Origin of the sequence: Aeromonas sp. R5-4 (assembly GCF_040908215.1) — a bacterium.
Taxonomy (GTDB): domain Bacteria; phylum Pseudomonadota; class Gammaproteobacteria; order Enterobacterales; family Aeromonadaceae; genus Aeromonas; species Aeromonas veronii.
In genome coordinates this window covers 17,308-41,643 of record NZ_JBFODG010000011.1, presented here as the reverse complement: position 1 = coordinate 41,643, position 24,336 = coordinate 17,308, and the positions used below count along the sequence as shown (strand labels likewise).

The 24,336-nt window shown below is 58.7% G+C and carries 27 protein-coding genes; 16 read left to right on the top strand and 11 right to left on the bottom strand.

Translation table 11 applies throughout. The annotated features are described in order from the left end of the window. Positions 1-161: 161 nt before the first annotated feature. Entirely contained in the window at positions 162-1,523 is a 1,362-nt protein-coding gene (locus AB5Y83_RS03895) for an endonuclease/exonuclease/phosphatase family protein (protein WP_368174732.1), read from the top strand. 244 nt (positions 1,524-1,767) lie between these two features. Beyond that, the gene (pepE, locus tag AB5Y83_RS03890; RefSeq protein ID WP_236320797.1) at positions 1,768-2,493 is read left to right on the top strand and encodes a dipeptidase PepE; all 726 of its coding nucleotides are present in this window, start codon (positions 1,768-1,770) and stop codon (positions 2,491-2,493) included. A 119-nt stretch (positions 2,494-2,612) separates the two neighbouring features. Here the strand turns inward: pepE and AB5Y83_RS03885 are convergent, their stop codons facing one another. The 3 genes from AB5Y83_RS03885 to dnaB form a co-directional block, all read right to left on the bottom strand. Beyond that, positions 2,613-3,032, bottom strand: a complete 420-nt coding sequence (locus AB5Y83_RS03885) for a secondary thiamine-phosphate synthase enzyme YjbQ (protein WP_236320795.1) — start codon at positions 3,030-3,032, stop codon at positions 2,613-2,615. Beyond that, a complete protein-coding gene (gene alr / locus AB5Y83_RS03880; protein WP_368174731.1) occupies positions 3,032-4,105 on the bottom strand; it encodes an alanine racemase in 1,074 nt (357 codons plus the stop codon). The genes AB5Y83_RS03885 and alr overlap by 1 nt, the downstream gene beginning before the upstream one ends. Before the next feature lie 191 nt (positions 4,106-4,296). Next, on the bottom strand, positions 4,297-5,691 hold the full coding sequence (gene dnaB / locus AB5Y83_RS03875) for a replicative DNA helicase (protein WP_026035132.1): 1,395 nt from the start codon (positions 5,689-5,691) through the stop codon (positions 4,297-4,299). A gap of 363 nt (positions 5,692-6,054) precedes the next feature. On the opposite strand from dnaB, the gene AB5Y83_RS03870 reads away from it, so the two are divergent. Further along, positions 6,055-6,915, top strand: coding sequence for a Tim44 domain-containing protein (locus AB5Y83_RS03870; RefSeq protein ID WP_110304330.1), 861 nt, complete (start codon positions 6,055-6,057; stop codon positions 6,913-6,915). 196 nt (positions 6,916-7,111) lie between these two features. On the opposite strand, the gene ushA is transcribed toward AB5Y83_RS03870, so the two are convergent. After that, positions 7,112-8,836, bottom strand: coding sequence for a bifunctional UDP-sugar hydrolase/5'-nucleotidase UshA (ushA, locus tag AB5Y83_RS03865; RefSeq protein ID WP_139428678.1), 1,725 nt, complete (start codon positions 8,834-8,836; stop codon positions 7,112-7,114). Positions 8,837-9,104: 268 nt separating this feature from the next. On the opposite strand from ushA, the gene AB5Y83_RS03860 reads away from it, so the two are divergent. The 3 genes from AB5Y83_RS03860 (at position 9,105) to AB5Y83_RS03850 (ending at position 10,912) form a co-directional block, all read left to right on the top strand. Then, on the top strand, positions 9,105-9,449 hold the full coding sequence (locus AB5Y83_RS03860) for a DUF2956 domain-containing protein (protein ID WP_005349520.1): 345 nt from the start codon (positions 9,105-9,107) through the stop codon (positions 9,447-9,449). A 144-nt stretch (positions 9,450-9,593) separates the two neighbouring features. Continuing rightward, positions 9,594-9,929 carry a hypothetical protein gene (locus AB5Y83_RS03855; RefSeq protein ID WP_005358483.1) on the top strand — a complete coding sequence of 112 codons (336 nt, stop codon included), beginning with the start codon at positions 9,594-9,596 and terminating at the stop codon, positions 9,927-9,929. A 113-nt stretch (positions 9,930-10,042) separates the two neighbouring features. Continuing rightward, positions 10,043-10,912: a hypothetical protein gene (locus AB5Y83_RS03850; protein WP_368174730.1), complete on the top strand. Its 870-nt coding sequence runs from the start codon at positions 10,043-10,045 to the stop codon at positions 10,910-10,912. 54 nt (positions 10,913-10,966) lie between these two features. Here AB5Y83_RS03850 and AB5Y83_RS03845 read toward each other — a convergent pair whose 3' ends face one another. Beyond that, the gene (locus tag AB5Y83_RS03845) at positions 10,967-12,373 is read right to left on the bottom strand and encodes a sigma-54 dependent transcriptional regulator (RefSeq protein ID WP_005348258.1); all 1,407 of its coding nucleotides are present in this window, start codon (positions 12,371-12,373) and stop codon (positions 10,967-10,969) included. A gap of 151 nt (positions 12,374-12,524) precedes the next feature. Next, positions 12,525-13,328, bottom strand: coding sequence for an FKBP-type peptidyl-prolyl cis-trans isomerase (gene fkpA, locus AB5Y83_RS03840; protein ID WP_005335283.1), 804 nt, complete (start codon positions 13,326-13,328; stop codon positions 12,525-12,527). A gap of 118 nt (positions 13,329-13,446) precedes the next feature. Between fkpA and AB5Y83_RS03835 the strand changes: the two genes are divergently transcribed. Beyond that, the gene (locus tag AB5Y83_RS03835; RefSeq protein ID WP_043820853.1) at positions 13,447-14,415 is read left to right on the top strand and encodes a vegetatible incompatibility protein HET-E-1; all 969 of its coding nucleotides are present in this window, start codon (positions 13,447-13,449) and stop codon (positions 14,413-14,415) included. 14 nt (positions 14,416-14,429) lie between these two features. Further along, a complete protein-coding gene (locus tag AB5Y83_RS03830) occupies positions 14,430-14,645 on the top strand; it encodes a SlyX family protein (RefSeq protein WP_005335285.1) in 216 nt (71 codons plus the stop codon). 101 nt (positions 14,646-14,746) lie between these two features. On the opposite strand, the gene slyD is transcribed toward AB5Y83_RS03830, so the two are convergent. Together slyD and AB5Y83_RS03820 are read right to left on the bottom strand one after the other, a co-directional pair. Continuing rightward, positions 14,747-15,418, bottom strand: a complete 672-nt coding sequence (slyD, locus tag AB5Y83_RS03825) for a peptidylprolyl isomerase (RefSeq protein WP_005348264.1) — start codon at positions 15,416-15,418, stop codon at positions 14,747-14,749. 143 nt (positions 15,419-15,561) lie between these two features. Next, on the bottom strand, positions 15,562-15,765 hold the full coding sequence (locus tag AB5Y83_RS03820) for a YheV family putative zinc ribbon protein (RefSeq protein WP_005335287.1): 204 nt from the start codon (positions 15,763-15,765) through the stop codon (positions 15,562-15,564). A gap of 39 nt (positions 15,766-15,804) precedes the next feature. Here AB5Y83_RS03820 and AB5Y83_RS03815 point away from each other — a divergent pair, with 39 nt between their 5' ends. From AB5Y83_RS03815 to AB5Y83_RS03805, 3 genes are all read left to right on the top strand, one after another. After that, positions 15,805-16,464 carry a hypothetical protein gene (locus AB5Y83_RS03815; protein ID WP_279488313.1) on the top strand — a complete coding sequence of 220 codons (660 nt, stop codon included), beginning with the start codon at positions 15,805-15,807 and terminating at the stop codon, positions 16,462-16,464. Positions 16,465-16,616: 152 nt separating this feature from the next. After that, positions 16,617-17,516: a chemotaxis protein gene (locus AB5Y83_RS03810; RefSeq protein WP_005335289.1), complete on the top strand. Its 900-nt coding sequence runs from the start codon at positions 16,617-16,619 to the stop codon at positions 17,514-17,516. Between the two features lie 66 nt (positions 17,517-17,582). After that, positions 17,583-18,569 carry a hydrolase gene (locus AB5Y83_RS03805; RefSeq protein ID WP_368174729.1) on the top strand — a complete coding sequence of 329 codons (987 nt, stop codon included), beginning with the start codon at positions 17,583-17,585 and terminating at the stop codon, positions 18,567-18,569. Here AB5Y83_RS03805 and AB5Y83_RS03800 read toward each other — a convergent pair. Continuing rightward, complete coding sequence (locus tag AB5Y83_RS03800; protein WP_368174728.1) at positions 18,548-19,699, bottom strand: GGDEF domain-containing protein; 1,152 nt, start codon at positions 19,697-19,699, stop codon at positions 18,548-18,550. The genes AB5Y83_RS03805 and AB5Y83_RS03800 overlap by 22 nt on opposite strands. Positions 19,700-19,796: 97 nt before the next feature. On the opposite strand from AB5Y83_RS03800, the gene AB5Y83_RS03795 reads away from it, so the two are divergent. Genes AB5Y83_RS03795 through AB5Y83_RS03785 form a run of 3 tightly spaced genes read left to right on the top strand, consistent with a single transcriptional unit; the run spans position 19,797 to position 21,493 of the window. Continuing rightward, positions 19,797-20,021: a YheU family protein gene (locus AB5Y83_RS03795; RefSeq protein ID WP_005335298.1), complete on the top strand. Its 225-nt coding sequence runs from the start codon at positions 19,797-19,799 to the stop codon at positions 20,019-20,021. A gap of 52 nt (positions 20,022-20,073) precedes the next feature. Further along, the gene (locus tag AB5Y83_RS03790) at positions 20,074-20,943 is read left to right on the top strand and encodes a phosphoribulokinase (protein WP_005335299.1); all 870 of its coding nucleotides are present in this window, start codon (positions 20,074-20,076) and stop codon (positions 20,941-20,943) included. A gap of 16 nt (positions 20,944-20,959) precedes the next feature. Continuing rightward, the gene (locus tag AB5Y83_RS03785; protein ID WP_005335300.1) at positions 20,960-21,493 is read left to right on the top strand and encodes a DUF4136 domain-containing protein; all 534 of its coding nucleotides are present in this window, start codon (positions 20,960-20,962) and stop codon (positions 21,491-21,493) included. 141 nt (positions 21,494-21,634) lie between these two features. Here the strand turns inward: AB5Y83_RS03785 and AB5Y83_RS03780 are convergent, their stop codons facing one another. Then, positions 21,635-21,931: an MliC family protein gene (locus AB5Y83_RS03780; RefSeq protein WP_368174727.1), complete on the bottom strand. Its 297-nt coding sequence runs from the start codon at positions 21,929-21,931 to the stop codon at positions 21,635-21,637. 106 nt (positions 21,932-22,037) lie between these two features. Then, positions 22,038-22,442 carry an OsmC family protein gene (locus AB5Y83_RS03775; RefSeq protein ID WP_005362569.1) on the bottom strand — a complete coding sequence of 135 codons (405 nt, stop codon included), beginning with the start codon at positions 22,440-22,442 and terminating at the stop codon, positions 22,038-22,040. A 300-nt stretch (positions 22,443-22,742) separates the two neighbouring features. Here AB5Y83_RS03775 and crp point away from each other — a divergent pair, with 300 nt between their 5' ends. Both crp and AB5Y83_RS03765 read left to right on the top strand, forming a co-directional pair. Continuing rightward, entirely contained in the window at positions 22,743-23,381 is a 639-nt protein-coding gene (crp, locus tag AB5Y83_RS03770) for a cAMP-activated global transcriptional regulator CRP (protein WP_005335304.1), read from the top strand. 125 nt (positions 23,382-23,506) lie between these two features. After that, entirely contained in the window at positions 23,507-24,307 is an 801-nt protein-coding gene (locus tag AB5Y83_RS03765; protein WP_064335597.1) for a putative RNA methyltransferase, read from the top strand. The last annotated feature ends 29 nt before the right edge of the window (positions 24,308-24,336 follow it).

The following is a 24,336-nucleotide window of genomic DNA, read 5'->3' as shown; positions in this document are numbered from 1 at the left end:
TTTCACACCCCATATCGCCCTGCTAACATTCATCATCGCCAGATATGTGGTGTGAATATCCTCACACTTTGCTCAGGCAAAATCCCCGCAGCATCTCCGTCTACTTATAATGGCGCCGCCTCACAGAAGGCATAACTCATTGATGCTACGGAATAATTACAATGAAGAATATCAACAAGACCCTACTGGCTGCCGCCATCTCCCTCGGGATGCTGGCTGGCTGCAACAGCGACAACGACTCAAAGGCAGCTGATCCCATGGTTCGTTTTGCCACCTTCAACCTCTCTTTTGACCGCACTGCCGCCGGTATGCTGACCGGTGAGCTGGCGCTGACCCGCACCGAGCAGGATGCCCTGCTGGCCCGCCTCGCCGAAGGGAGCCTGAGCGGCGCCACTGAAACCAAAGCCAAGAACGTGCAGCAGATCCGCAACGTGGCGGAGATCATCCAGCGCACCCGCCCGGATGTGTTCCTGCTCAACGAGTTCGACAACGACGGCAAAGGCGAGAGCACCGCCGACCTGAAAGCCTTCAACGACAACTATCTGGCTCACGCCCAGCACGCAGAGGTGACGGCCATCAGCTATCCGGTGATGCAGAACTTCGCCACCAACACCGGCCTGATGAGCGGTTATGACCTCAATCTGGATGGCAAGGTGAACAGCGGCCCCGACGATGCCTGGGGCTTTGGCAACTATCACGGCCAGTATGCCTTTGCGGTGATGTCCAAATACCCCATCGACACCAAGCAGATCCGTACCTTCCAGAACTTCAAGTGGAAGGATATGCCGGGCGAGCAGAACCCCATCATCGATGACTGCAACAATCCCAAGGTCAAGATCCCGGCCGGCCGCCAGTGTGGTGATGCCTGGTATTCAGACGCAGCCTGGCAGCAGTACCCGCTCTCCTCCAAGAACCATGCCGATGTGCCGGTACGGATCAAGACCGAGAAGGGGGAAGAGGTGATCCACTTCCTGATCTCCCACCCGACCCCGCCAATCTTTGCCAATGCGGCGCGCCACACCGTCAAACACAACCGCGCCGAGATCGCCTTCTGGAATGACTACGTCAAGGGTCTCAACTACATGACCGATGACAAGGGCACCAAGGGTGGGCTGGCCAAAAACGCCAAGTTTGTTATCGCGGGTGATCTCAACGCCGATCCGCTCACCGGTGACGGCGACCTGACCGCCATGCAGGATCTGCTAAACAACCCGCTGATGAATCAGGCCATCACCAATGGCACCCTGATCCCGGTCAGCGAAGGGGGCCCGGAGTGTGTCAGCAAGGGGACCGACTGCAAACGCAACCTCACTCGCCCCAACCCGGAACGCATCACCAACTCCAGCGTGCTGCAGCTGGATCACGTCATCCCCTCCGCCAACCTCAACGCGGTGAAGAGCGGTGTCTACTGGCCTGCCAGCTTCGAGGCCGGTTATCACCTGGTCTATGATGCGAAACTCGGCATCGCCAAGGGAGTCAGTTCGGATCACCGCATGGTGTGGGTCGATCTCAAACTCGACTAACTCTGCCATGACCCCGCTGCGGCGGGGTCTTTTATTGGCAATGGGTGGCGAGTTGACCACGGCCCATTAATCCACCGCTTGGCATTGAGTTATCCATCCATAACTCCTCCATGGCCGTTGAATGGGCCTCGCGATCACAGAACCGCCGCGCCAATGGTGGTAGCATGCCTCCTCTTGCCATCCGGCCGCACGGCGGCTCCGGTGGCCCTCCCTCCTCCGCTTTCACTTTTTGAGGACGTATCTGATGGAACTGCTTCTGCTTAGCAACGGTAAAGCCAACGAATTTCCGGGTCTGCTCGGCTGGGCCCGCGATCGGGTTCAAAGCCTGCTCGCGCGCAAACAGGTCAAGCGCATCATGCTCATCCCCTACGCGGTGATCCGCAGCGACTGGGATGCCCGCGCCAACGAACTTACCGAGAGCCTCGGGATCGAGACCATCAGCATTCATCACTTCGATGATCCGGTCGAGGCCGTCAATCAGGCCGATGCCATCTTTATCAGTGGCGGCAACACCTGGCGCCTCAACCAGATGTTGCATGAAAACGGCCTGATCGTGCCGATCCAGCGTGCCGTGCGCGAACGGGGCGTCCCCTATGTAGGCTGGAGCGCCGGTTGCAACGTGGCGACCCCGAGCATCCGCACCACCAACGACATGCCGGTCTGCAACGCCGCCGTGCTGCCCGCGCTGGGCCTGTTCCCGCTGCAGATCAACCCGCACTATCTGGATGCCAGCATCAGCGGCCACATGGGTGAAACCCGCGACGAGCGTCTGGCCGAGTTCTGCGCCATCAACCCGAGCGAATATGTGGTGGCTCTGCGCGAAGCGAGCCTGCTGCAGATCAGCGGCGATACCGTTGAGTACTGGAGCGCCCGCGAGCAGGACTTCAAGATCTTCAAACATGGCCAGGAGCCGCAAGCCTTTATGGACGCCGCCCCGCTGGCCGAGCTGACCCCCTTCAAGGTCGCCTGAGCCAAGCAGAGCGCTTCACTACTGGCAGGCGGATAGCTCGCGAAATCGTAAAAACAAAAGAGGGATGGCTCAATGCCATCCCTCTTTTTATCGTCATCTTTCAGCTGGTTGCAGCCTGATTACTCACCCTGCAGGGTCACCAGCACCTTGCGGGCACCGCCATCGACACGATGCTCGCCAAGCCAGATCCCCTGCCAGGTGCCGAGCGCCAACTGACCATCACGGATCGGCAGTTGCAGGCTCACCCCGAGCAGGGAGGATTTGATATGGGCGGGCATGTCATCCGCCCCCTCATAGGTGTGGCGATAGTAGGGGGCATCCTCCGGCGCCAGCCGGTGCAGATGGGCCTCCATATCGCTGCGCACGCTGGGGTCGCAATTCTCGTTGAGGGTGAGCGAGGCGGAGGTGTGTTGCAGTAGCAGGTGGACCATGCCGATCCGGTAATCCGCCAGCATCGGCAGCTTGGCCACCAGCTCGTCGGTCACCAGATGAAAGCCCCGCGAACGGGGCTTCAGAGTCAGCAGGCACTGCTGCCACATCAGACGTACTCCATAAAGACGCGGGAGGTGAGTTTGGTGATGAGCTCGTAGGGGATGGTGCCAATCTCATCGGCCACCCGCTCCACCGGCAACCCCTCGCCCCACAGTACCGCCTCATCGCCGGGCTTGTCGGTCGCGCCTGGGCCCAGATCGACGGTGCTCATATCCATGGAGACACGCCCCACCAGCGGCACGATGCGGCCGTTGATCAGCACGGAAGTGCCATTGGGCGCCATGCGCGGATAGCCGTCACCGTAGCCGATGGCGATCACCCCGAGCCGAGTATCGCGATCCGACACCCAGTTGGCGCCATAGCCCACCGGCTCGCCCGCTTTGTGATCCCGCACCGCAATCAGCTGGGTCTTCAAGGTCATCACCGGCTGCAGGTCGTAATCGGCCGCCACCGTGTTGGGGAACGGCGACACGCCATAGAGGATGATACCGGGGCGCACCCAGTCGCAGTGGGAGTCCGGCCAGGCCAGAATACCCGCCGAGTTGGCCATGGCCCGCTCGCCTGCCAGCGGCGCCGTTAGGCGGCTAAAGAGATCAATCTGCTCGCGGGTGGTGGGCTGCTCCAGCTCATCGGAGCGGCTGAAGTGGGTCATGATGTTGAACGGCTGCACCACGTTCTTGCACTTGCCGAGGCGCTCGATAAAGGCGGGCATCTCGTCGGCCCGCACCCCGAGCCGATGCATACCGGTGTCGAGCTTGAGCCAGGCCACCACGGGGGCTGGCAGCTCGGCCTGCTCCAGCGCTTCGAGCTGTTCCCAGGTGTGAACCGCCGTCTGCAGATTGTTGGCCGCCAGCACCGGCAGGTCATCGGCGGAGAAGAAGCCCTCCAGCAGCACGATGGGCTTGACCACGGCGCAGGAGCGCAGCATCAGCGCCTCTTCGATACGGGCCACCGCATAGGCATCCGCATCCACCAGGGTGCGGGCGACCGGCAGCAGCCCGTGGCCATAGGCGTTGGCCTTGACCACAGCGATGATCTTGCAAGCGGGAGCGTGGCGCTTGACCACGGCGAGGTTGTGGCGCAAGGCCGCAGTGTTGATTTGGGCAGTAGCCGCTTTCATGGTTTTCCCTTACGAGGGCACAAATGGTCTCCCCCTCATCGGGCAGAAGACCGCCACTCACTTATCGTCGTCGAAGGCCGGACCGGCATAATTGTCGAACCGGGAAAACAGGCCCTGAGCGGCAGCCAATGACTGGCTATCGATCAGGGCAGTCGTGGTAATGACGAAACCACCATCACCTTGGGTTTATATCAATAATCGTCGTCAAACGCCGGGCCGGCATAGTTGTCGAACCGGGAGAACTGCCCCTGGAAGGTGAGGCGCACCCGGCCGATGGGGCCGTTACGCTGCTTGCCGATAATGATCTCGGCAATCCCCTTGTCAGGGCTGTCATCGTGATAAACCTCATCACGATAGATAAACATGATCAAGTCCGCATCCTGCTCGATGGAGCCCGATTCACGAAGGTCCGAGTTGACCGGGCGCTTGTCGGCCCGCTGTTCCAGACTTCGGTTGAGCTGGGAGAGCGCCACCACCGGGCACTGCAGCTCTTTCGCCAAGGCCTTGAGGGAGCGGGAAATCTCGCCGATCTCCAGGGTACGGTTGTCAGAGAGCGCCGGCACCCGCATCAACTGCAGGTAGTCCACCATGATCATGGATAGGCCACCGTGCTCGCGTGCCACCCGACGGGCACGGGAGCGCACATCGGTCGGGGTGAGGCCGGAGGCGTCATCGATATACATCTTGCCCTTCTCCAGCAGCAATCCCATGGTGGAGGAGAGGCGCGCCCAATCCTCGTCATCGAGCTGACCGGTACGCACCTTGGTCTGATCGATGCGACCGACCGAGGCGAGCATACGCATGATGATCTGCTCGGAGGGCATCTCCAGCGAGAAGATAAGCACCGGCTTGTCGGCCGTGAGGGCCGCATGCTCGCACAGGTTCATGGCAAAGGTGGTCTTGCCCATGGAAGGACGGGCCGCCACGATGATCAAGTCCGAGCGCTGCAAACCGGCGGTCATCTTGTCGAGATCGTTGTAACCGCTCGATACCCCGGTCACCCCGTTGTGCGGCGTCTTGAACAGCTCTTCAATCTTGTCGACGGTCTGCTCGAGGATCAGCTTAAGCGGCTGGGGCCCCTCGTTGGCGCTGGTGCGCTGCTCGGCAATCTTGAATACCTTGCTCTCGGCAAGATCCAGCAGATCGCCTGAGGTACGGCCCTGTGGTTCGTAGCCCGCTTCGACTATCTCGTTGGCGACCGAAATCATCTCCCGCACCACCGCTCGCTCGCGCACGATTTCGGCGTAGGCGTTGATGTTGGCGGCACTCGGGGTATTCTTGGCGATCTCCACCAGATAGGCGAAGCCGCCCGCCTCTTCCAGCTGTTCGGAGCGTTCCAGCTCCTCCTGCAGGGTGATGAGGTCAATGGGGTTGCCCGCGTTGGAGAGGCGGGTCATAGCTTGGAAGATCAACCGGTGTGGACGGCTGTAGAAATCCTGATCGATCACCCGTTCGGCAACCCGATCCCAGGCATCATTATCCAGCATCAGGCCGCCCAGTACGGACTGTTCGGCCTCAAAAGAGTGGGGAGGAACTTTCAGCTGTTGTGTCTTGGCGTCTTTTTTCGCCGTCACTTGCTCTGCCATACACATAAAAACCGCAGCGGGAAGGGGACGGGAATTTTACAAAAGAAAGCCAACTACGGCGAGCCCTATCTGGCGGCTCATACCATCATAAAGGGCCAAACCAGAGTCTGCTCTACCTTGACCATTTTGATTTTGCTTCGCATTTTGCGCTCCTTGCGACTCAATCTTCTGCTTTTCATCTGGTTTACTCCTATTGTTTGACGCCGCATCGCGGCAACCTCGTTCATGAATAATTCATGCCAGAGGTGATATTGATGAATACAAGCTGCGACACAATTAGGGACAGGCAGCCTGCCATGCGCCTTGCTGAGCTTGCCAAAGCGGAGCATGCCCCACCCACAGACGAGAGTGAAAAGAGTCAAAATGAAAAAGATGCTGACCCTGTTTGCCGTGATCCTGGCCATTGGCCTGGGGGCACCTCACGCCGAAGCCAAGAAATTTGGCGGCGGCAAATCCTTTGGTAAAAGTTACAAAACTGCGCCGGCCCAGCCTGCGGCCAAACCGGTCGACAACAAGAATCCGACACTGAATGCCCAGACTCCGCCGAAAAAGAGCGGCATGATGGGTGGCCTGCTGGGCGGCCTGCTGGCTGGCGGCCTGTTTGCCTACCTGCTGGGCAGCGGTGCCTTTGAAGGTCTGCAAGGAATGGACTTCCTGCTGATCGCCCTGCTGGCGCTGGGTGCCGTCTTCCTGATCCGTACCCTGCGCAAGGGCAAGGTCGCGACGCCACAGCCACAACAGGCGGCCTATGCGGGCTATCAGCCACCGCAATCCACGGCCCCACAGCAGTTTGAGCAGAGCAACAGCGCACCGCAAGCCACCGGCTTTGCCGACAGCGATGTGCCGTTCCGCCTGCCGCCAGGCTTTGACATGAACAGCTTCCTGGCCGGTGCCCGCGATCACTATCGCACCCTGCAAGAGGCGTGGAACAAGAACGATCTGGAAAAAGTACGCGAGTATGTTAGCCCCGAGCTGTTTGAACAGCTCAAAGCCGAGCGCGCCGAACTGACTGGCGACCAGCATACGGAAGTGATGTACGTCGATACCCAGCTGGTACGAGCCGACTACGGCAGCGACTGGGCTCAGGTGAGCGTGCGCTTCAGCGGCCGCTACATGGACCGTCAGGAGCAGGTCGAAGAAGACATCAAAGAGGTTTGGCACCTAGAGCGCGATCTGGCCAAAAACAATGCCCCTTGGCATATCGTCGGGATCGAGCAGCTGTAAGGTTTAGATTGTCACTACGCAAGAGGCGGCCCATGGGCCGCCTCTTTTCATTTCATCCCCTCACCTGACCTGATACAGGCGAGTGCTATCGTCATTGATGATTGAAAAGTTGTAACCGCTCCCCAAACAACGACAAAGGGCAGCCACCGGCTGCCCTTTGGGATCACATCTGGGGGCTATGCGCCCCGCTGACGAATCAGTTACAGCCTTCGGTAGAGGCTGAGTTCAGATAGCTCACCTCATTGCCCGGCTGATAATCGGCCACGTTGATGGTCTTCTTGACCTCGATGTACTCCTTCAGCACGGCAGCATCCACCAAACCGGCGTTGATGGTATCGATCTTCGGATAGCCGTCACCACCGGAGGCGCTGAAGCTCGGGATCGCGAAGCTGTAAGTTGCTGCCGGATCAAACGCCTTGCCACCGATACTGGTGATATTGACGCTCTTGGCCTGGCAATCCACCGCCATGTTGATACCGCCAAACTGGGCATAACCACCGGTATTGCGGGTCTTGCTTGCCACCTGGCCCAGATAGGTCGCCAGATCGCTTCCCTTCATGACAGCCTTGTTTACCGTGTTGCCAAACGGGTGTACCAGCAGCACGCTGCGGTAGGTGATATCACCGGCCGGGATGCTGTCACGGACACCGCCAGAGTTGACGATACCAAAGTCGACACCCAGCTTGCTGCTGGTCGCCGTGGTGATGAGGCGACCCAGGTTGGTCTGCTTGTTGCGAACCGAGTTGCGATCACCAACCAGCAAGCCATCTGCCGAGCCAATGACGACATTCAGCTCTTGCTGACCTTTCTCCTGATAACCCAGCAGGGTGTTATACAGCTCGGGATCCTTGGTGATCTCATCCTGTACGAACTGCATCTTGGCCGGATCCTTGGTTACGGCGCCGTTGGCATCGATCGCCTCGCCCTTGGCGTTGCGCTTGATCAGGTTGACCGGGATCAGGTCATAGCTGGTCAGGGTCAACTTGCCATTCTGGTACTCAAACTGGGCACGGCCCACATACTTGCCCCACTCGTGGGCCTGCATGATCCAGGTGCCGTTTTGCTGGTCCGGTTGGCAGTTATCACCCGGTTTGAAATTGGCGTACTTGTTGGTGGTACCCGGTTCCATACAGACCGGATTCTGGGAGTGGCCACCAATGATGGCATCCAGAGTCCCTGCCGGCAGTGCACGAGCCATCTCTACATCGCCCGGCGCATTGCTGCCGTGCTGGCCATTCTCGTAATGGCCCATGTGAGTGATGGCGAAGACCAGATTGGCCTCCTTGTTGCTGCGGATCTGCTGGCCCAGTTTGGCCGCCTCGCTGGTCGGATCGCGGAACTCCAGGGTCTGCACGTTGTTGGGATCAACCAGCTGGGCGGTATCCTCAGTGGTCAGACCCAGTACGGCAACCTTGAGACCGCTCTCCAGCTTGAACACCTTGTAGGGGTCAAAGTAGTGTTTGCCACTGGCCTTGTCATAGATGTTGGCCGAGAGCATGGGGAACTGGGCCCACTTGCGCTGCTTCTCCAGTACGCTGAGAGGGTTGTCGAATTCATGGTTGCCCACTGCCATGGCATCGTAGCGAATGTTGTTCATCGCCATGAAGTCAGGCTCGGCATCCTGCAGATCGGACTCCGGCACCCCGGTATTCACATCACCACCGGAAAGAACCAGTACGTCACTGCCAGCAGCCTTGGCATCGGCACGCAGCTGCTCGACCAGAGTCTTCTGGGCTGCCATACCATACTCATTTTCAGCGTTGTGCCAGAAACGGCCGTGGGTATCGTTGGTGTGCAGGATGGTCAGTTTGCAGACATTTTCGGTGCAGGGTGCAACGGTGTCATTGCTCGAGGTATTACAGCCAGTCAGTGCAGCAAGCACGGCCAGTGCCACGCCGCCTTTGATAAAGTTATTATTCATTTCCATATCACCTTGATTGTTTTGTTATTTATCAACCCTGTCCAGCGGGTCGGGCGCCAATATAACAAACAACAGATGACCGTTTTTCATCGATGACTCACAAATTCTGCTAATTGTGATCTTCGGCCCAACATCCGGCTTCCTGCTGATTTATCAGTTTTTTTGTTGAGCAGTCACTCACTTGCTCCCCTCCCGCACCAAGGAGGCGCCACCCGGACGCGCCTTTATGGCATACTCCCCAGCCAGCCATGCCCGAGGAGATGATTTGATGGCCAAGTACGACAAGATTTCCCCTGAGACCCAGCAGGAGGCGATGAAAATTGCCCGTGCCAACCAGAAGCCGGGGCAGACCAAGGAACAGACCCAGCTTATCGCGCAAGGGATCCAGAAAGGCATCGACGAATACAAGAAACAGATGAAGGCGCGGGCCCGTGAAGCGAGCCGCCAGAAGAAATTGCAGGCCAAAGCCAGGCAGCCACAGGGCGCGCCCCAAACCGAAGAACAAGACGATCAGCTGGAGCTGGTTGAAGTAAGCCATCAGCATCCCCTGCCCTGGATATTGCTGGTGCTGAGCTGGCTGGGATTTGCTGCAGCCTGGTTCTGGTTGCACTAAGAGTGCGCTAGCAAACCTTTATCCGGGATCCTCTTCACAGCCCGAACCCGGACTGCTGGTGATTACCTGCGAAGAGTGATTAAATCCCGCGCCTCTTGCACCGGACAACCGGTTTTTTGACGATCAGTTTTCAGGAAAGATGTTATGAACCCCGCTCCGCTCTATCTGCTGGCCCCTTTTGTTCTGTTCCTTGTGACCATGCTGCTCTATCGCATTTCGCCGCTGCGGGCGGTCGCCGCCGGTGGGGTACGCTGGTTTATCCTCCCCGCCTTCACCCTGTTTATTTTGCTGATCATCATCAACGGTGCCGCCGATCCCGCCCTGCGCGATCCGGCATTCCACTGGTTGATGCCGGGGCTTGGCTTTGCTCTGAGCCTGTTTCCGGCCCTGCCCAAGGCGCTGGTGCCACGGCTCGCCATCAAGGAGGGGGCCTTTGCCGCCCTCGGTCTGATGCTGATGAGCCTGGCCATGGTCTATTGAGCAACTGGCCACAGCCGTTAACATGACTCAAGGGGCGCTCTGTGACGTGCGCCCCTTGTACAAACAATGGCCTGCAGGCATCTTGGTGACAGGATAACCAGCAAGGAGGCCAAATGGACAATCCGCCCGATTTCATGGCGCTGTGGGATTATCAGGATCCCGCCGCCAGCGCACTGCGTTTTCACACCCTTCTTCCCGAAGCGCGCGCCGCCGCCGACCTGCAACTCGAACTGGAGTTGCTGACCCAAATTGCCCGCACCCATTCGCTGCAGCGCCAGTTTGCCGAAGCCCATCAGCTGCTCGACGAGATAGAGCCTCGCCTCACCGACACAACCCCCAGAGCGCGGATCCGGACCCTGCTGGAGCGAGGCCGCACCTTTAACTCGGCGGGCGACAAAGCCAGTGCCAAACCGCTGTTTGAACAAGCCTGGCAGTGGGGACTCAAGGAGAAGGAGACCTATCTCGCCATCGACGCCGCTCACATGATCGCCATCGCCGCACCACTGGAAGAGCAGAGCCGCTGGCATCAACTGGCGATGGAGCTGGCGGAGCGCAGCATTGACGAGAAGGTGCGCGGCTGGCTGGCCCCCCTTTACAACAATCAGGGCTGGACCCTGTTCGAACTGGGCCGCTTTGAGGAGGCAAAAATCCAGCAACAGAAATGTCTGGCCTGGCATCTGCAGCATAACCAGCCGGCAAAGGCGTTTATCGCCCGCTGGAGTCTGGCTCGCCTGACCCGGGCCCAGGGTCAGCACCAGCAGGCACTGGCAGAGCTGCACCAGCTCAAGGCCGATATGGCCGAGGCTGGCGAACCTGAGGATGGTTATCTGTTCGAGGAGCTGGGGGAGAATGCCTTGGTGCTGGACGATCCGCTGGCCGCGGAATACTTCTCCCGCGCCTGGTTTCTGCTGTCACAGGACCGCTGGTTCAGCGCCAACGAGGGGGAGCGACTGGCCCGCCTTAAGCGCCTCGCCAAACTCTGATCCCCAAAATAGCAAGGGCGGCACGCTAGCCGCCCTTGCTGCTGGCAAGATGGTTCAGGCCCGATTGGACTCCTCCCACCCCTGCTTTTTACGGTAAATGGTGGAGGGGCTGATCTCGAGCAGGGCCGCCGCCTTGGGAATGTTGCCGTCACAGCTGGCGATGGCCTGTTCGATCACCTCTTTCTCCACCAGCCAGAGCGGACGAATTGGCCCGTTGGCCACGCCGGTGGCTGCCGGAGCCGATGCCACCGCTGCCGCAATCGCAGCCGGCAGTTGGGGGCGCACCCCATTGAGCGGTGGCGGCAGAATATCCGGGCTCACCAGCTCCTTGTCATTGAGCACCACGATATTGCGCACCACGTTTTGCAGCTCGCGTACGTTGCCAGGCCAGGGGTAGTCGAGCAGCACTCGCGCCGCCTCGACATCGAAATCCTTGAAGCGTTTGTTCTCCTCCTTGGCGTAGCTTTGCAGCAGGGTGCGCGCCAGCAGCAGGATATCCTCACCCCGCTCCCGCAGCGGCGGCAGGGTAAGCGGAATGACGTGGAGCCGATAGTAGAGATCCTCGCGAAAACGGCCCGCTTTCACCTCCACCAGCGGATCCCGGTTGGTGGCGCAGATAAAGCGCACATCCACCGTCTCGAGCTTGCCGCTGCCGACTCGCTGCACTGTGCCGGTCTGGATAAAGCGCAGCAGCTTGCTCTGCAGATCCAGGTCCATCTCGCAGATCTCGTCGAGAAAGAGGGTTCCGCCATCGGCCAGACTGGCCGCCCCCTTGCGATCCCCCTGGGCGCCGGTAAAAGAGCCCTTCACATGACCGAAGATCTCGCTCTCCATCAAATCGTGGGGAATGGCGGCGCAGTTGAGGGCAATAAAGGGCTGTTCGCTGCGGGGACTGCACTGGTGAATCGCCTCGGCACACACCTCTTTGCCGGTGCCGCTCTCGCCAGTGATAAAGACGGTCGCCTTGCTGGGCGCCGCACTTTCGATGATGCGATAGACCGCCTGCATCGACATAGAGGCGCCGATAAAACCGAAGAAGGAGCTGCGCTCGAAGTTCTCCCGATAGTGGGCAACCAGCGAGCTCAACTGCTGATGTTTCAAGGCATTGCGAACGGTGGCGCAGAGCCGCTTGCTGTCAAACGGCTTGGTCAGAAAATCAAAGGCACCGAGGCGCATCGCCTCCACTGCCACATCCACCGAGCCGTGGGCGGTGATCACCACCACAGAGCAGGGTAACTGCTGTTCGGTGATCATTTGCAGAATATCCATACCGGACATATCCGGCAGCTCCAGATCCAGCAGCACCACGGGGGGAGGACTTGCCAGCAACTGCGCCAACGCCTGTTGACCGCAGTCGGCCAGCACCACCTCGTACCCCTCCTGGCGAAGGTACTGTTCATAGACCACCGCCAGACTACGGGTATCTTCCACCAGCAGGACACGCGATTTATTTTCAGCCACTGGACTCATCCTTGTATTTGATTCTGCGATCTATTTTGCCTTATTTTCGCGCGCAAACCCAACGCCAAGACAGCTCTGTTATCCCGCGATTGCAGGGAATACACAAGTAAAAACGGCTCCTTAAGGAGCCGTTTTTCACTACAAGAAAAGATTACTTCTTGGCATCGTCTGCAGTCGGCTTCTCGATAGCCAGCAGCTCAACGTCAAACACCAGTACGGCATTCGCCGGGATGGAGCCTGCACCGTGCTCGCCATAGGCCAGCTTGGACGGCAGGAAGAACTTGAACTTGGAGCCAACCGGCATCAGCTGAACGCCTTCGGTCCAACCCGGGATAACCTGGTTGAGCGGGAAGGTAGCCGGCTCGCCGCGATCGACGGAGCTGTCGAACTTGGTGCCATCAGTCAGGGTACCGGTGTAGTGCACCTTGACGATATCGGTAGATTTCGGCTTGGCGCCAGTGCCCATCTTCTCGACCACGTATTGCAGGCCGGATTCAGTGCTCTTCACACCCTCTTTCTTGGCGTTGGCAGCCAGGAACTCTTCGCCCTTCTTCAGATTCTCAACGGCGTCTTTCTCGGCCTTGGCCTTGGTCAGCTCGTTGATCTTGGCGTCGTAATCCTGCAGTACCTTCTGGATCTCTTCATCAGTCATCTTGGCTTCTTTGCCCAGACCGTCAGTCACCCCTTTCAGGATCACGGCGTTGTCCAGTTTGATGCCCAGTTCCTGCTGACGCTCCAGGGTATTGGCGATGTAACGCCCCATGGAGAGGCCAATTGCGTAGCCAGATTGCTCTTCAAAGCTCTTGGCTTCGGCCTTGGTCGCCTCTGCCGGCTTGCTGGCTTCTGCCTTCACTTCGGCGGTATTGGCCGCAGCAGGCTTCTCGTCTTTTTGGCAAGCAGTCAGACCGACGGCAACGGCCGCCGCCAACAGGGACACCTTCAGAAATTTGTTCATCAGTTTCTCCAAACTCCAAATACCGCTCTCGGTTCCATCGTGAAATGAGAGGTTTATCGTGATAAGCGCCTTATACTAACGCCGTGATCGCAGGTAACAAAAGCGTGAGACCGCAAAAATGATAAAAAGTGCCATTTATCTGGTGAGCCTCTGTTTAATGCTCACCGGTTGCGAGCAGAGCTCCCAACCCAACCAGCAAATGACTCTCGCCAGCACGGGTCTGCTGACCGCAGATCTCTCCAGTGATGGCAAGCAAGCCATCGTCTCCAGCATCAGCCAGGGCATCATCGTCTGGGATCTGGAACAGAACCGTCAACGCTGGCGCTGGAAGCAATCCGACTCGGCGGATGATCTGGTATTCATTACCCGTTTTTCCGAAGGCAACAGCCATGCCGTCACCGCTACCCCCGATACCTTTGCAACCTGGCGGCTGAGCGACGGGCAATCACAAGGCTACTACTCACTTCCTGAATCCAGGCTGAGGGACATCGCGCTCTCTGCCGACGGTCGTTATGTGCTGATCGGGCGGGAAGATGGCAAAGCTGAGTGGCTCGACACCCGAAGCGGCCGTCGCCTGCAGTTTCTGGGGCACACCGAACAGGTCAATACGGTGGATCTCTCCGCCAACGGTCGCTACGCCCTGACCGGCGGCAACGACTACAGCGCCTATCTGTGGGATACCCGTAGCGGGCAGGTGATCTGGCGCTTCAACCATGGTGGCCGGGTGATCATGGCCAGACTGGAGCCGAGCGGCCGCTACGCCTTCACCGCCGACAGCAGCCGGGCCAGCATCTGGGATCTGAAAACCGGCAAGGAGGTGAGTCAGCTGCAATATGATCACCGCTTCGAGGTCTACACCAGCGCCCGCTTTGCCAACGATGGCAAGTGGCTCATCACCGGCGCCCCTTCCCGTCAGCTCTCCCTGTGGCAAGTGAGCGATGGTGCCCTGCTGCAGAGCTGGCGCGTCTCGCCGCAACCCAAGGTGAAACCGCCCAGCGCAGTGGTCTACGGCGTCGCTTTGCGCGACAATAGCCACCTTGTCAGTGCCAGCTCCAGTGGTCTGGCCGAAATCTGGACAATCAAGTAAGGACCCGAAGGCCCATGAGTCAGCAACTTAACGATCGCATCGAAACCCTGGAAACCCGTCTCGCCTATGCGGAGTACACCATAGAGCAGCTCAACGACGAGGTAACCACCCAGGGCCGTGAACTCGATCGACTCAAATACCAGATCCAGCTGCTGATCGACAAACTGCAAAGCGTACAACCCAGCCAGATTGCCAGCATGGCCGAAGAGACCCCGCCGCCGCACTACTGATCCGGCACTATCTCTGGTCAGGCAACATGGCTTGGCACAGCTGTCAGCCAATAAAAAAACCCGCGATAATCGCGGGTTTTTTATCATCGGCGTGGCCGTGATCAGTGGTGATGGCCCTTGCCACCACAACCGCCGCCACCGCAGCAGCCGCCGTGACCATGGTCATCACCGTGGTCGTGGCCATGATCGTGACCGTGGCCAGCACCGCCGCAGCAACCGCCCTGGCCGTGATCCTCATCATGGTCGTGACCATGACCGCCACAGCAGCCGCCGTGATCGTGGTCATGACCGTGATCGTGACCGCAACCACCGGCACCGTGAACGTGGCCGTGGGCCAGCTCTTCGGCAGTGGCGGCACGCACGTCCTTGATCTCGACCTTGAAGCCCAGGGTTACGCCAGCCAGCGGATGGTTGCCATCCACTTTGACGAACTCTTCGGACACTTCAACCACGGTCACCGGGCGGTGGCCATCGTCGGTTTCAGCCACAAAAGTATCCCCTTCGGAGACTTCCATGCCGTCGAACAGCTCGCCCGGTACTTCTTGTACCAGTGTCTCGTCATATTCGCCGTAGGCCTGGCTCGGTGCCAGAGTCACTTCGAAGGCTTCACCTACCGCGCGACCTTCCAGCTCGGCTTCCAGGCCAGAGACCAGGTAACGGGTGCCGTGCAGATAGACCAGCGGCTCTTTGCCGACAGTGCTGTCGATGACTTCACCGTGCTCGTCGGTGACTGTATATTCCAGCGTAACCACGCTCAGAGGAGCTACTTTCATGTCAGGATCCTGCGGATAGAAAAAAACGGGCTCAGAATACCCTAAAAAGCGGGCCGCGCATATGCCGTGCGGCGCCACTGAGTGACGAAAAAAACGGCAACTGCGTCAGCGAGGAGACCCGCATTCCACCCACCGTTCCCTTATCAGGGGCGAAACACCCCGATCACCTCTTCCGCCTCGCGAGTCTGCTTGTCGACCTCGGCAGGCGTTTGTACCTGGGTATCGCCACAGGCGACGCAGGTCACCTTCTCGACTCCATGCTCCAGATACAGCATCATGTTGTCCAACTTGCCGCACGCCGGGCAGACTGCACCGGCAATGAAGCGCTTTTTACGTCTGGTTTCCATATTTGTTACCTCCAGGCAGCATCATATCAGGGTTTTTACATGCATCACGCCATCGAGTATCACCATTTTTCCTGCCAGGGCCTGCACGCCGGCAATCGCAAACGAACTCCGGTCGGGCAGCTGTTGCGGATCACCCGGGGCGCCGCGCTGCTGAGACTGGGCCAACATGAACTATTGCTGCCGGCAGGCAGCAGCTTCTGGCTCTGCGCCGATGCCCTCGCTGCCTTCAGCCCCCTCAGCGGTTGCGAGTACGATCAGCTGAGCGTCTCTTTGCGCGTGGCTCAGCCGCAGCAGGCTGGCTGGCTGCAGGCCACGCCTCTGCTCGATGCCCTGCTCGACTCGCTTGCCCGGTGGCAACGTCCAAAAGAGTGGCAAGGGGCCTACGGTCAGCGACTGCAGGTGATCCTGGATGAGCTGCAACAGTGCGCCATCAGCCAGCAGGGGCACGGTGAGCTGCAAGCCTGCTGGCAAGCGCTGGCCAATGGCCAACCGGAGTCTCTGCAACTGTGGGCACAACAAGCCGATGCGCCGGTGGAAGGGAGTGAATTGCAACAACAGTGGCAACTGCTGCAGGCGCTCAGATTGCTCAAAGGCGGCAGCAAACCCGCGCAGGTGGCCAGCAAGCTGGGTTATGCCGATGAGGCCGCGTTGCAAGCAGCCTGCCAGCAGTGGGGCGTTGGCGAGGATGGCGATCAATAACCGGACGCCGATGGAATACGCCAACGAAATTGGCTGAATGAGTCCAGTTTTTTGCCAGATGGTCGTTAACAAGGAAGGGCCATTCCCCCCGTAATCCTTTATGCTAGAGGCCTGAAGTGACTGCCAACGTTTCGACCAACAGGACATCTGCCATGACGAGCAAAGCCAATCAATCCCAGGGCATGTTGCTGTTTCACCTTTCAGCCAAACAATCCTTTGCCATCGGTACCCTCAAGGTGAAGGAGATAGTGCCCTACACCCAGCTGACGGCAATGCCGCACTCGCACCCGACCGTGTTGGGGGCTGCCAATATGCGCGGCTCCACCATTCCGGTGATCGACATGGCGATGGCGGTGGGCTATCGCCCCATCAGCAAGGAGGAGATGCCCCACTGCTTCATCATCATTACCGATTGCCGCCGCACTCTGGTGGGTTTTCTGGTACGCGGTATCGACAAGATCACCGAGTGCAACTGGCGCGATATCGAATCGCCCCCCGCCTCCCTCGGTCACAATGTGTTCGTAACCGGCGTGACCCGGGTCAATGACCAGCTGATCCAGCTGCTGGATGTGGAGCTGATCCTCTCCCGGGTCTATCCGGATGATCCGAGCCACCTCTATCCGGTGCTGACCGATGTGCAGCGGGAGCGGATCAAGCCGATGCGGATCCTGCTGGTCGATGACTCCTCGGTCGCTCGCCGTCAGCTGATGGCCGCCCTCGACTACATCAATATCCCTTATGAGGTCTGCACCAATGGCAAGGATGCACTGACCCTGATGCAGACGCGGGCGAGCCAGAAGACCCCGATCGACATTCTGGTAAGCGATATCGAGATGCCGGGGCTCGATGGCTATGAGCTGGCCTTCGAAGTCCAGAGCGACAGCAAACTGGCGGGGGCCTACATCATCCTGCACACCTCGCTCTCCAGCGAGATCAGTGTGGAGCGGGCCCATCAGGTAGGAGCCCATGAGGCGCTGACCAAGTTCGAAGCCAATGAGCTGATCCAGGCCATGCTGCGCGGCGCCGAACATCACGATCGCCTGCTGAAATAAGCCAATGACTGGCGGGAGGAACACGCCTCCCGTCCTCCTTATCTTCGACCCAGACCGACTGACCCCATGCTGACCGAGAGCCACTTCCACGCCCCCTGGTGGGCACGCAATCCTCATCTGCAGACCATATTGCCCAAATGGCTGCGTCGCCCCCCTGCCCGTTTTGTGGCGGAGCGGTTTGAACTGCAGGATGGGGACTTTGTCGACCTCGCCTGGAGCGGGGAAGTCAGCCTTGATGAACGGCCGCTGATAGTGGTGTTTCACGGGCTGGAGGGAAGCATTCACTCCCACTACGCCAAGGGATTGTTCGCCCACCTGCAGCAAGAGGGCAGAGAGGCTGTGCTGATGCACTTTCGCGGTTGCAGCGGCGAGCCCAATCGCCACCTGCAGGCCTATCACTCCGGCGCCATCGGTGATGCGCAGGAGCTGATTGCCGAGCTGAGCCAGCGCTTCCCGGGCAAACCGCTGATCGCCATCGGCTTTTCACTGGGTGGCAATATGCTGGTCAATCTGCTGGCGCGGGGCTGTCCTGCGGCATTGAAAGCGGCGGTGGTGGTCTCGGCCCCGCTGCAACTGGCGAGCTGCGCCGAGCGGGTCAATCAGGGCTTCTCGAAGGTCTATCAGAACTATCTGCTGCGCACCATGCGCCGCAACTTGCTCAACAAGATCAGCCAGCAGCAGAAAGCGAGTGAATGCTGGCAACCTCGACAAGTGGAGCAGATTGCCACCCTGCGCGATTTTGACGAGCTGGTCACCGCGCCACTGCATGGCTTTCACAGTGCCAACCACTACTACCAGAGCTGCTCGGGACTACCGCTGCTGGCTCAAATCCCCATCCCTACCCTTATCCTGCACGCCGCCGACGATCCCTTTATGTCACACGCGGTCATTCCCCGGCCGGAGCAACTCTCGCCCACGGTGCGCTATGAGTTGAGCCAGCGCGGCGGCCATGTCGGCTTTCTGCACGGCACGCCCTGGCGGCCACGGTTTTGGCTGGATGAACGGATCAGTCGCTGGATTGCCGAACAGAGTCACTCTGCAAAACAGAACTGATTGCGTCCCAACTCCTTGGCCCGATAGAGCGCCTGATCGGCCCGCTCCAGCAACTGGCTCGCCCCTTCACCGGACACTGTGCTGGCAATCCCCTGACTCACCGTCACCCAGGGGGCAACCTCGGACGCCAGATGCTCCAGCCGCAGGCTGGCCAAGCCATCTTGCAGCCGCTGTGCCACGCTGGCCGCCGCCTGACGGTCGGTATTGGGCAGCAGCAGCACAAACTCCTCTCCGCCATAGCGGGCCACCAGATCAGATGGTGTGCGTACCGCACGGTTGAGCGCTTGTGCCACCTCCTTGAGGCACATATCCCCCACCTGATGGCCGTAGTGGTCGTTGAATCGCTTGAAATAGTCCACATCGATCAGGATGAGCGATAGCGGAGCGCCGCTCTCCTGGCTATGGGCTAACGCGCGATCCAGCTCGATATTGAAATGCCGCCGGTTGGCGACACCGGTCAGAGGATCTTGCTTGGCGAGCTGATCAAGTTTGCGTAGCAGCGTCAGATTTTCATGCTCCCGCATGATCGCCAACTCAAACCAACGGTGCAGCATGCGGCGGCCGACCTCCAGCGCAATCACGCCAAACAACACGCCAAGCAGGTAGATCTGTGGAAAATCGACGCGTAAAAAGAGTTCCAACCCCACACCCACCGTCATCGGGCCCAAGAGATAGCCATAAAACACCTTGCGATCGGGATAAAACGCAATGAGCGCAGCCAGCAGGTTGAGCCGCATGATCCCGTTGGCATAGCTGACCCCTCCCCGCAGCTCCACCTGACCAATCGTGTAGATGTGCAGCGTCCAGAGTCCGCCCCATAGCACCATCACCAGCGCAGCCATCCGTAACCAGAGGCGATCCTGCAGATGGTCACAAAAGAGGCTGACAACAGGTAGTAGCAATAGCACCACCATGACCAGGGCCAGCTCACTCTGAAAGCGCCAGGGCAAGCTGTCATCACTGGCTAGCCCGACCTGGCTGTAAACCTCGTAGCGTATCGAAAGAAACAACACCACCAGCCAGTTCAACAACCAGAACCACACCATGCCTCGGGCAATCGCCTCTCGACGTGCGCTGTCCAGATGCTCAGTCAGGGTTAACGGCGCGCTGCGCTGCGCTTCAGACAACATCTCTCAGACTCCGGTGAAAAGGTAAAAAGTGATTGCATTCGCGGGATTCAACACAACAATAGCCTGACGATCACCTCTTTTGCTGTGAGACCTTTAAATGATCATTCCCTGGCAAGAACTGGACGGCGACACCCTGACCAACCTGATCGAACACTTTGTGTTGCAGGAGGGAACCGAATATGGAGAACAGGATGTACCGCTTGGCGTCAAAGTCGATGCAGTGAGAGAACAATTACAGCAAGGCAAAGCTGTCATCGTCTATAGCGAGCTGCACGAATCGGTGAATATCGTGATGAAAGACCGCTTCATCGAGCAGTCTTGACCCAACCGCAATCCGGACCTTATAACGGAATTCCCAAGGAAGAGAGAATCCCATGTCGGCCAAGCACCCCATTATTGCCGTTACCGGTTCGTCCGGTGCCGGCACCTCCACCTCCACCAACGCCTTTCGCTCCATGTTCCATCAACTGGGATATACCGCGGCTGTGGTGGAAGGTGACAGTTTTCACCGCTACACCCGACCGGAAATGGATGTAGCGATCCGCAAGGCGCGCGAACAGGGGCGCCATATCAGCTATTTTGGCCCTGAGGCCAATGACTTCGGGCTGCTGGAGAGCTTTTTTCAGGGCTATGGGCAGGATGGCAATGGCCAGTATCGCCGCTACCTGCACAGCTTTGACGAGGCGGTGCCCTTCAACCAGATGCCCGGCACCTTCACCCCCTGGCAGCATCTGCCCAGCAATACCGATCTGCTGTTTTATGAAGGGCTGCACGGCGGTGTGGTTACCGAGGATCACAATGTGGCGCGCCACGTGGATTTTCTGATAGGTGTAGTACCCATCGTCAACCTGGAGTGGATCCAGAAGCTGATCCGCGATACCTCGGAGCGAGGGCATTCTCGCGAGGCGGTGACCGACTCCATCGTTCGCTCCATGGATGACTACATCAACTTCATCACCCCGCAGTTCTCGCGCACCCATATCAACTTCCAACGGGTGCCGACGGTGGATACCTCCAACCCCTTCAGCGCCAAGGTGATCCCGAGTCTGGACGAGAGTATGCTGGTGATCCGGTTTCGCGGTATCAAGCAGGTGGATTTCCCCTACCTGCTGTCGATGATCGATGGCTCATTCATGTCGCGGATGAACACCATAGTGGTGCCGGGTGGCAAGATGGGCTTTGCGATGGAGCTGATCCTGCGCCCGCTCATCCAGCAATTGATCGAAACCGGCAAAATAACCTGATTCAAAGGAGTTCACGATGCGGCTTGCTTATCTCTCTGTGGCACTGCTCGCCCTGCTTGGCGGTTGCAGCAGCGGGCCGGCGGCCCCCACGCTGGAGTCCGGCACCATGCTGGTTCGCCCGATGGGCAACTGGACCTATGGTGCAACCCCGCGCTACGCCCTGGCCGAACAGTATCAATTTGCCGGTGAGTTGGCGGAAGGGTGGCTGGAGCCGATGCAGCAGGCGGTAAGCCGGGAGCTCAATGGCAAGGGATGGCAGAGTGCACCGCTCGACGAGGCGGATCTGTGGGTCGCCATCGGCGTCGCGGGCGGCAAGGATATGAGTGATGGCGAGATTTTCGCACGTCTTGGCATGACACCCGGGGTATATGCCTCGGCCAACCAGCGCAAAGGGTCGCTGGCCATCGTGCTGCTCGATCGTAAAACCCAGAAAGCAGTCTGGAGCAGCATCATCCAGCTGACCAGCGACGTGAGCATTGCAGATAGCCAGCGCCAGGCACTCAGCCAGCAGCTCGCGGCCGAGCTGCTCAATCGCGTCCCCACCAACTAGCGCTTGTTTAGTGATAATGGATAGATAGAAAAACGGCTTGCCTCCCGGCAAGCCGTTTTTTGTGGTCTCAACCTCTTGACCCAATCCGGCCTAGGCCAGACTCGGGCATAAAGCCGCACACCTTCAGCTATCTGTGGTCACTTATTTAAGCGTACAGGTCAGCAGTGTGACTCCTTTCTGAGTGAGGAGGGCTTGCTTGTCCTGATTCCAGAAAGTGGTGACGCTGTCGGAATATTTGGCGCCAGATTCAGACTCCACACGCGCCAGCTTGTGATAAACCCCGGCATAGGGGAACTGCACCATGTCAGCCTGGGCATCATAGGTAACGGCCAGCATCTCTTCGCCACACTGGTATTGGCTGTATTGATACTGGATAGGTTGCGGGCTGCTGCACGCCGCCAGACCCAAAAGGGGAAGCAGAGCGATCAATTTTTTCATTGCACTTTCCTTATGTAATGGCTTTATGTCATGGCCTTGTGCAGTGGCCTTACGTAACGGCCTTACGTAACGGCCTTATGCCAGGGTACCAACGAAACAATCGTTATCAAGCTTCAACAATTTGATAACTATGGGTAATTTGTACCGCTTTTTCCAACATCAGGGAAACAGAACAGTATTTTTCCATCGACAGATCGACCGCTCTGGCCACCTGTTTCTCTGCCAATCCCTTGCCCGTCACCACGAAGTGCAGATTAATCTTCTCGAAAACCCGGGGCACGCTATCGACCCGTTCGCCACTGACATCGACATGGCATGCGGTCACCGACTGGCGCGCTTTTTCGAGGATGGAAACCACATCAATGGAGCTGCAGCCACCGACCGCCAGCAGGATCATCTCCATCGGGCTGGCCCCCTCACCGGGGTTGGCACCATCCAGGATCACCTTGTGACCGGATTCACTCTCACCCACAAACTTCATCCCTTCCACCCAGCTGACCTTGGCTTTCATCTCGCACTCTCTCCTGTTAATCATGATGATGGATCCCTAGCATAACCCAGTCGCTTATCTCTGCCGAACAGGGGGAGTTGGGATGGAAATAGATCAAAATCAACATCTCCGACCTCTATCTTCCCTAGAATGGCCGAAGCGGCGCAGCAGGCATTACTCAAAGGGCTCTGTCAAAAGCCCGCAAAGCCTTGTCAGCACAGGCAAAGGCTCTTATCCTACTGCGACCAATACAAGGAATGGCAAGATTGGCAGCTTGCCCGGACGCACAAGTCCATAAAAAGACACTACAGAGGAATTCTCATGGTCATTGGCAAACCGCAAAGCGATCCCACCCTGGAATGGTTCTTGTCGCACTGCCACATTCATAAGTATCCCGCCAAGAGCACCCTGATCCATGCGGGTGAAAAAGCGGAGACCCTCTACTACATCGTCAAGGGCACTGTGGCCGTCTTGATCAAGGACGATGAGGGCAAAGAGATGATCCTCTCCTATCTGAACCAGGGCGATTTCCTGGGCGAGATGGGGATGTTCGAGGAGAACGAGAACCCCGAGCGCTCCGCCTGGGTTCGCGCGAAAGGCTCTTGCGAAGTGGCAGAGATCTCCTACAAGAAGTTCCGCCAGCTGATCCAGGTCAACCCGGACATTCTGATGCGTCTCTCTGGCCAGATGGCCAAGCGCCTGCAACACACCAGCCAGAAAGTGGGTAACCTCGCCTTCCTGGATGTGACCGGCCGGATCGCCCAGACCCTGCTCAACCTGGCCAAACAGCCGGATGCCATGACCCACCCGGATGGCATGCAGATCAAGATCACCCGTCAGGAGATCGGCCAGATCGTCGGCTGCTCTCGTGAAACCGTGGGCCGCATCCTGAAGATGCTGGAAGAGCAGGAGCTCATCTCTGCTCACGGCAAGACCATTGTGGTATTTGGCACTCGCTGATGACCCGTCCGCAGGCCTGACTGAGGCCTTGGGATAAAAAAGGCTGCTACGGCAGCCTTTTTTGATCCTCTCCCCTATAATCCCGAACGCCCTTCACTGTTCCGGCATTCGCCCAGAGAGTTACTATGCACCTTCAATGTCCCCGCTGCCGCAGTCCGCTCCATCTTCATGAAGCCTCCCAGGGGCGCTATTGCGACAACAAGCATCACTTCGATCCGGCACCGGAAGGTTATCTGGATCTCATCCCCGGCAAGAAAAACCCCAAAGACAGCGACAGCCGCGCCCTGATGCGCGCCAAGCACCATTTCCTGGAAGCTGGCCACCAACTGCCGCTGGTTGAGGCCATGGCCGGCCTGCTCGCTCCCCTTGCCCCACAAGAGCTTATCCATCTTGGGTGCGGTGAAGGCTACTACTGCCGCGCGCTGGCAGAGCGGCTGCCCGGCTGGCAGTTTGCTGGGGTTGATATCGCCAAGAACACCATCTTTGCCGCCAAAAAAGCGCAGCCGGACGGCCAGTTTGTCATTGCCGATCCCGCTCGCGCGCCGTTGCAACCGGGCTCTGCTCAGGTGCTGCTGGTCAACGATCTCAAGGTCAAGACTGAACAGCTGGTCAGCTGGCTGGCCCCCGGTGGCTATCTGCTCTATCTGCAGCCGGGTCCCCGTCATCAGTGGCAATTGCGGGTCAGCCTCAATCCGGTGAGCATGGAACACCCTCTCAGTTGGCCAACCCTCGGCGGCCTCAATCCGATGGCTCAACAGCGCTGCCAGTTCAGCCTCACCATGGATCAGGCCATGCGCAGCTTTATTCTGGAGACCAGCCGTCTTGGCTGGCGGGCAACCGGTGAGCAGCGTCACGCTTTCGCTCAACAGGGCCCGAATGAACTGGAACAGGATCTGCTGCTGACCCTGTGGCAAAAGCCCTTCTGATCACTGGGGGGAGCCTTGCAAGGCTCCCC

Coding starts and splice junctions, on each gene's coding strand:
- AB5Y83_RS03895 (WP_368174732.1), top strand. CDS start 162: ATGAAGAATATCAACAAGACCCTACTGGCTGCCGCCATCTCCCTCGGG.
- pepE (WP_236320797.1), top strand. CDS start 1,768: ATGGAACTGCTTCTGCTTAGCAACGGTAAAGCCAACGAATTTCCGGGT.
- AB5Y83_RS03885 (WP_236320795.1), bottom strand. CDS start 3,032: ATGTGGCAGCAGTGCCTGCTGACTCTGAAGCCCCGTTCGCGGGGCTTT.
- alr (WP_368174731.1), bottom strand. CDS start 4,105: ATGAAAGCGGCTACTGCCCAAATCAACACTGCGGCCTTGCGCCACAAC.
- dnaB (WP_026035132.1), bottom strand. CDS start 5,691: ATGGCAGAGCAAGTGACGGCGAAAAAAGACGCCAAGACACAACAGCTG.
- AB5Y83_RS03870 (WP_110304330.1), top strand. CDS start 6,055: ATGAAAAAGATGCTGACCCTGTTTGCCGTGATCCTGGCCATTGGCCTG.
- ushA (WP_139428678.1), bottom strand. CDS start 8,836: ATGAATAATAACTTTATCAAAGGCGGCGTGGCACTGGCCGTGCTTGCT.
- AB5Y83_RS03860 (WP_005349520.1), top strand. CDS start 9,105: ATGGCCAAGTACGACAAGATTTCCCCTGAGACCCAGCAGGAGGCGATG.
- AB5Y83_RS03855 (WP_005358483.1), top strand. CDS start 9,594: ATGAACCCCGCTCCGCTCTATCTGCTGGCCCCTTTTGTTCTGTTCCTT.
- AB5Y83_RS03850 (WP_368174730.1), top strand. CDS start 10,043: ATGGACAATCCGCCCGATTTCATGGCGCTGTGGGATTATCAGGATCCC.
- fkpA (WP_005335283.1), bottom strand. CDS start 13,328: ATGAACAAATTTCTGAAGGTGTCCCTGTTGGCGGCGGCCGTTGCCGTC.
- AB5Y83_RS03835 (WP_043820853.1), top strand. CDS start 13,447: ATGATAAAAAGTGCCATTTATCTGGTGAGCCTCTGTTTAATGCTCACC.
- AB5Y83_RS03830 (WP_005335285.1), top strand. CDS start 14,430: ATGAGTCAGCAACTTAACGATCGCATCGAAACCCTGGAAACCCGTCTC.
- slyD (WP_005348264.1), bottom strand. CDS start 15,418: ATGAAAGTAGCTCCTCTGAGCGTGGTTACGCTGGAATATACAGTCACC.
- AB5Y83_RS03820 (WP_005335287.1), bottom strand. CDS start 15,765: ATGGAAACCAGACGTAAAAAGCGCTTCATTGCCGGTGCAGTCTGCCCG.
- AB5Y83_RS03815 (WP_279488313.1), top strand. CDS start 15,805: ATGCATCACGCCATCGAGTATCACCATTTTTCCTGCCAGGGCCTGCAC.
- AB5Y83_RS03810 (WP_005335289.1), top strand. CDS start 16,617: ATGACGAGCAAAGCCAATCAATCCCAGGGCATGTTGCTGTTTCACCTT.
- AB5Y83_RS03805 (WP_368174729.1), top strand. CDS start 17,583: ATGCTGACCGAGAGCCACTTCCACGCCCCCTGGTGGGCACGCAATCCT.
- AB5Y83_RS03800 (WP_368174728.1), bottom strand. CDS start 19,699: ATGTTGTCTGAAGCGCAGCGCAGCGCGCCGTTAACCCTGACTGAGCAT.
- AB5Y83_RS03795 (WP_005335298.1), top strand. CDS start 19,797: ATGATCATTCCCTGGCAAGAACTGGACGGCGACACCCTGACCAACCTG.
- AB5Y83_RS03790 (WP_005335299.1), top strand. CDS start 20,074: ATGTCGGCCAAGCACCCCATTATTGCCGTTACCGGTTCGTCCGGTGCC.
- AB5Y83_RS03785 (WP_005335300.1), top strand. CDS start 20,960: ATGCGGCTTGCTTATCTCTCTGTGGCACTGCTCGCCCTGCTTGGCGGT.
- AB5Y83_RS03780 (WP_368174727.1), bottom strand. CDS start 21,931: ATGAAAAAATTGATCGCTCTGCTTCCCCTTTTGGGTCTGGCGGCGTGC.
- AB5Y83_RS03775 (WP_005362569.1), bottom strand. CDS start 22,442: ATGAAAGCCAAGGTCAGCTGGGTGGAAGGGATGAAGTTTGTGGGTGAG.
- crp (WP_005335304.1), top strand. CDS start 22,743: ATGGTCATTGGCAAACCGCAAAGCGATCCCACCCTGGAATGGTTCTTG.
- AB5Y83_RS03765 (WP_064335597.1), top strand. CDS start 23,507: ATGCACCTTCAATGTCCCCGCTGCCGCAGTCCGCTCCATCTTCATGAA.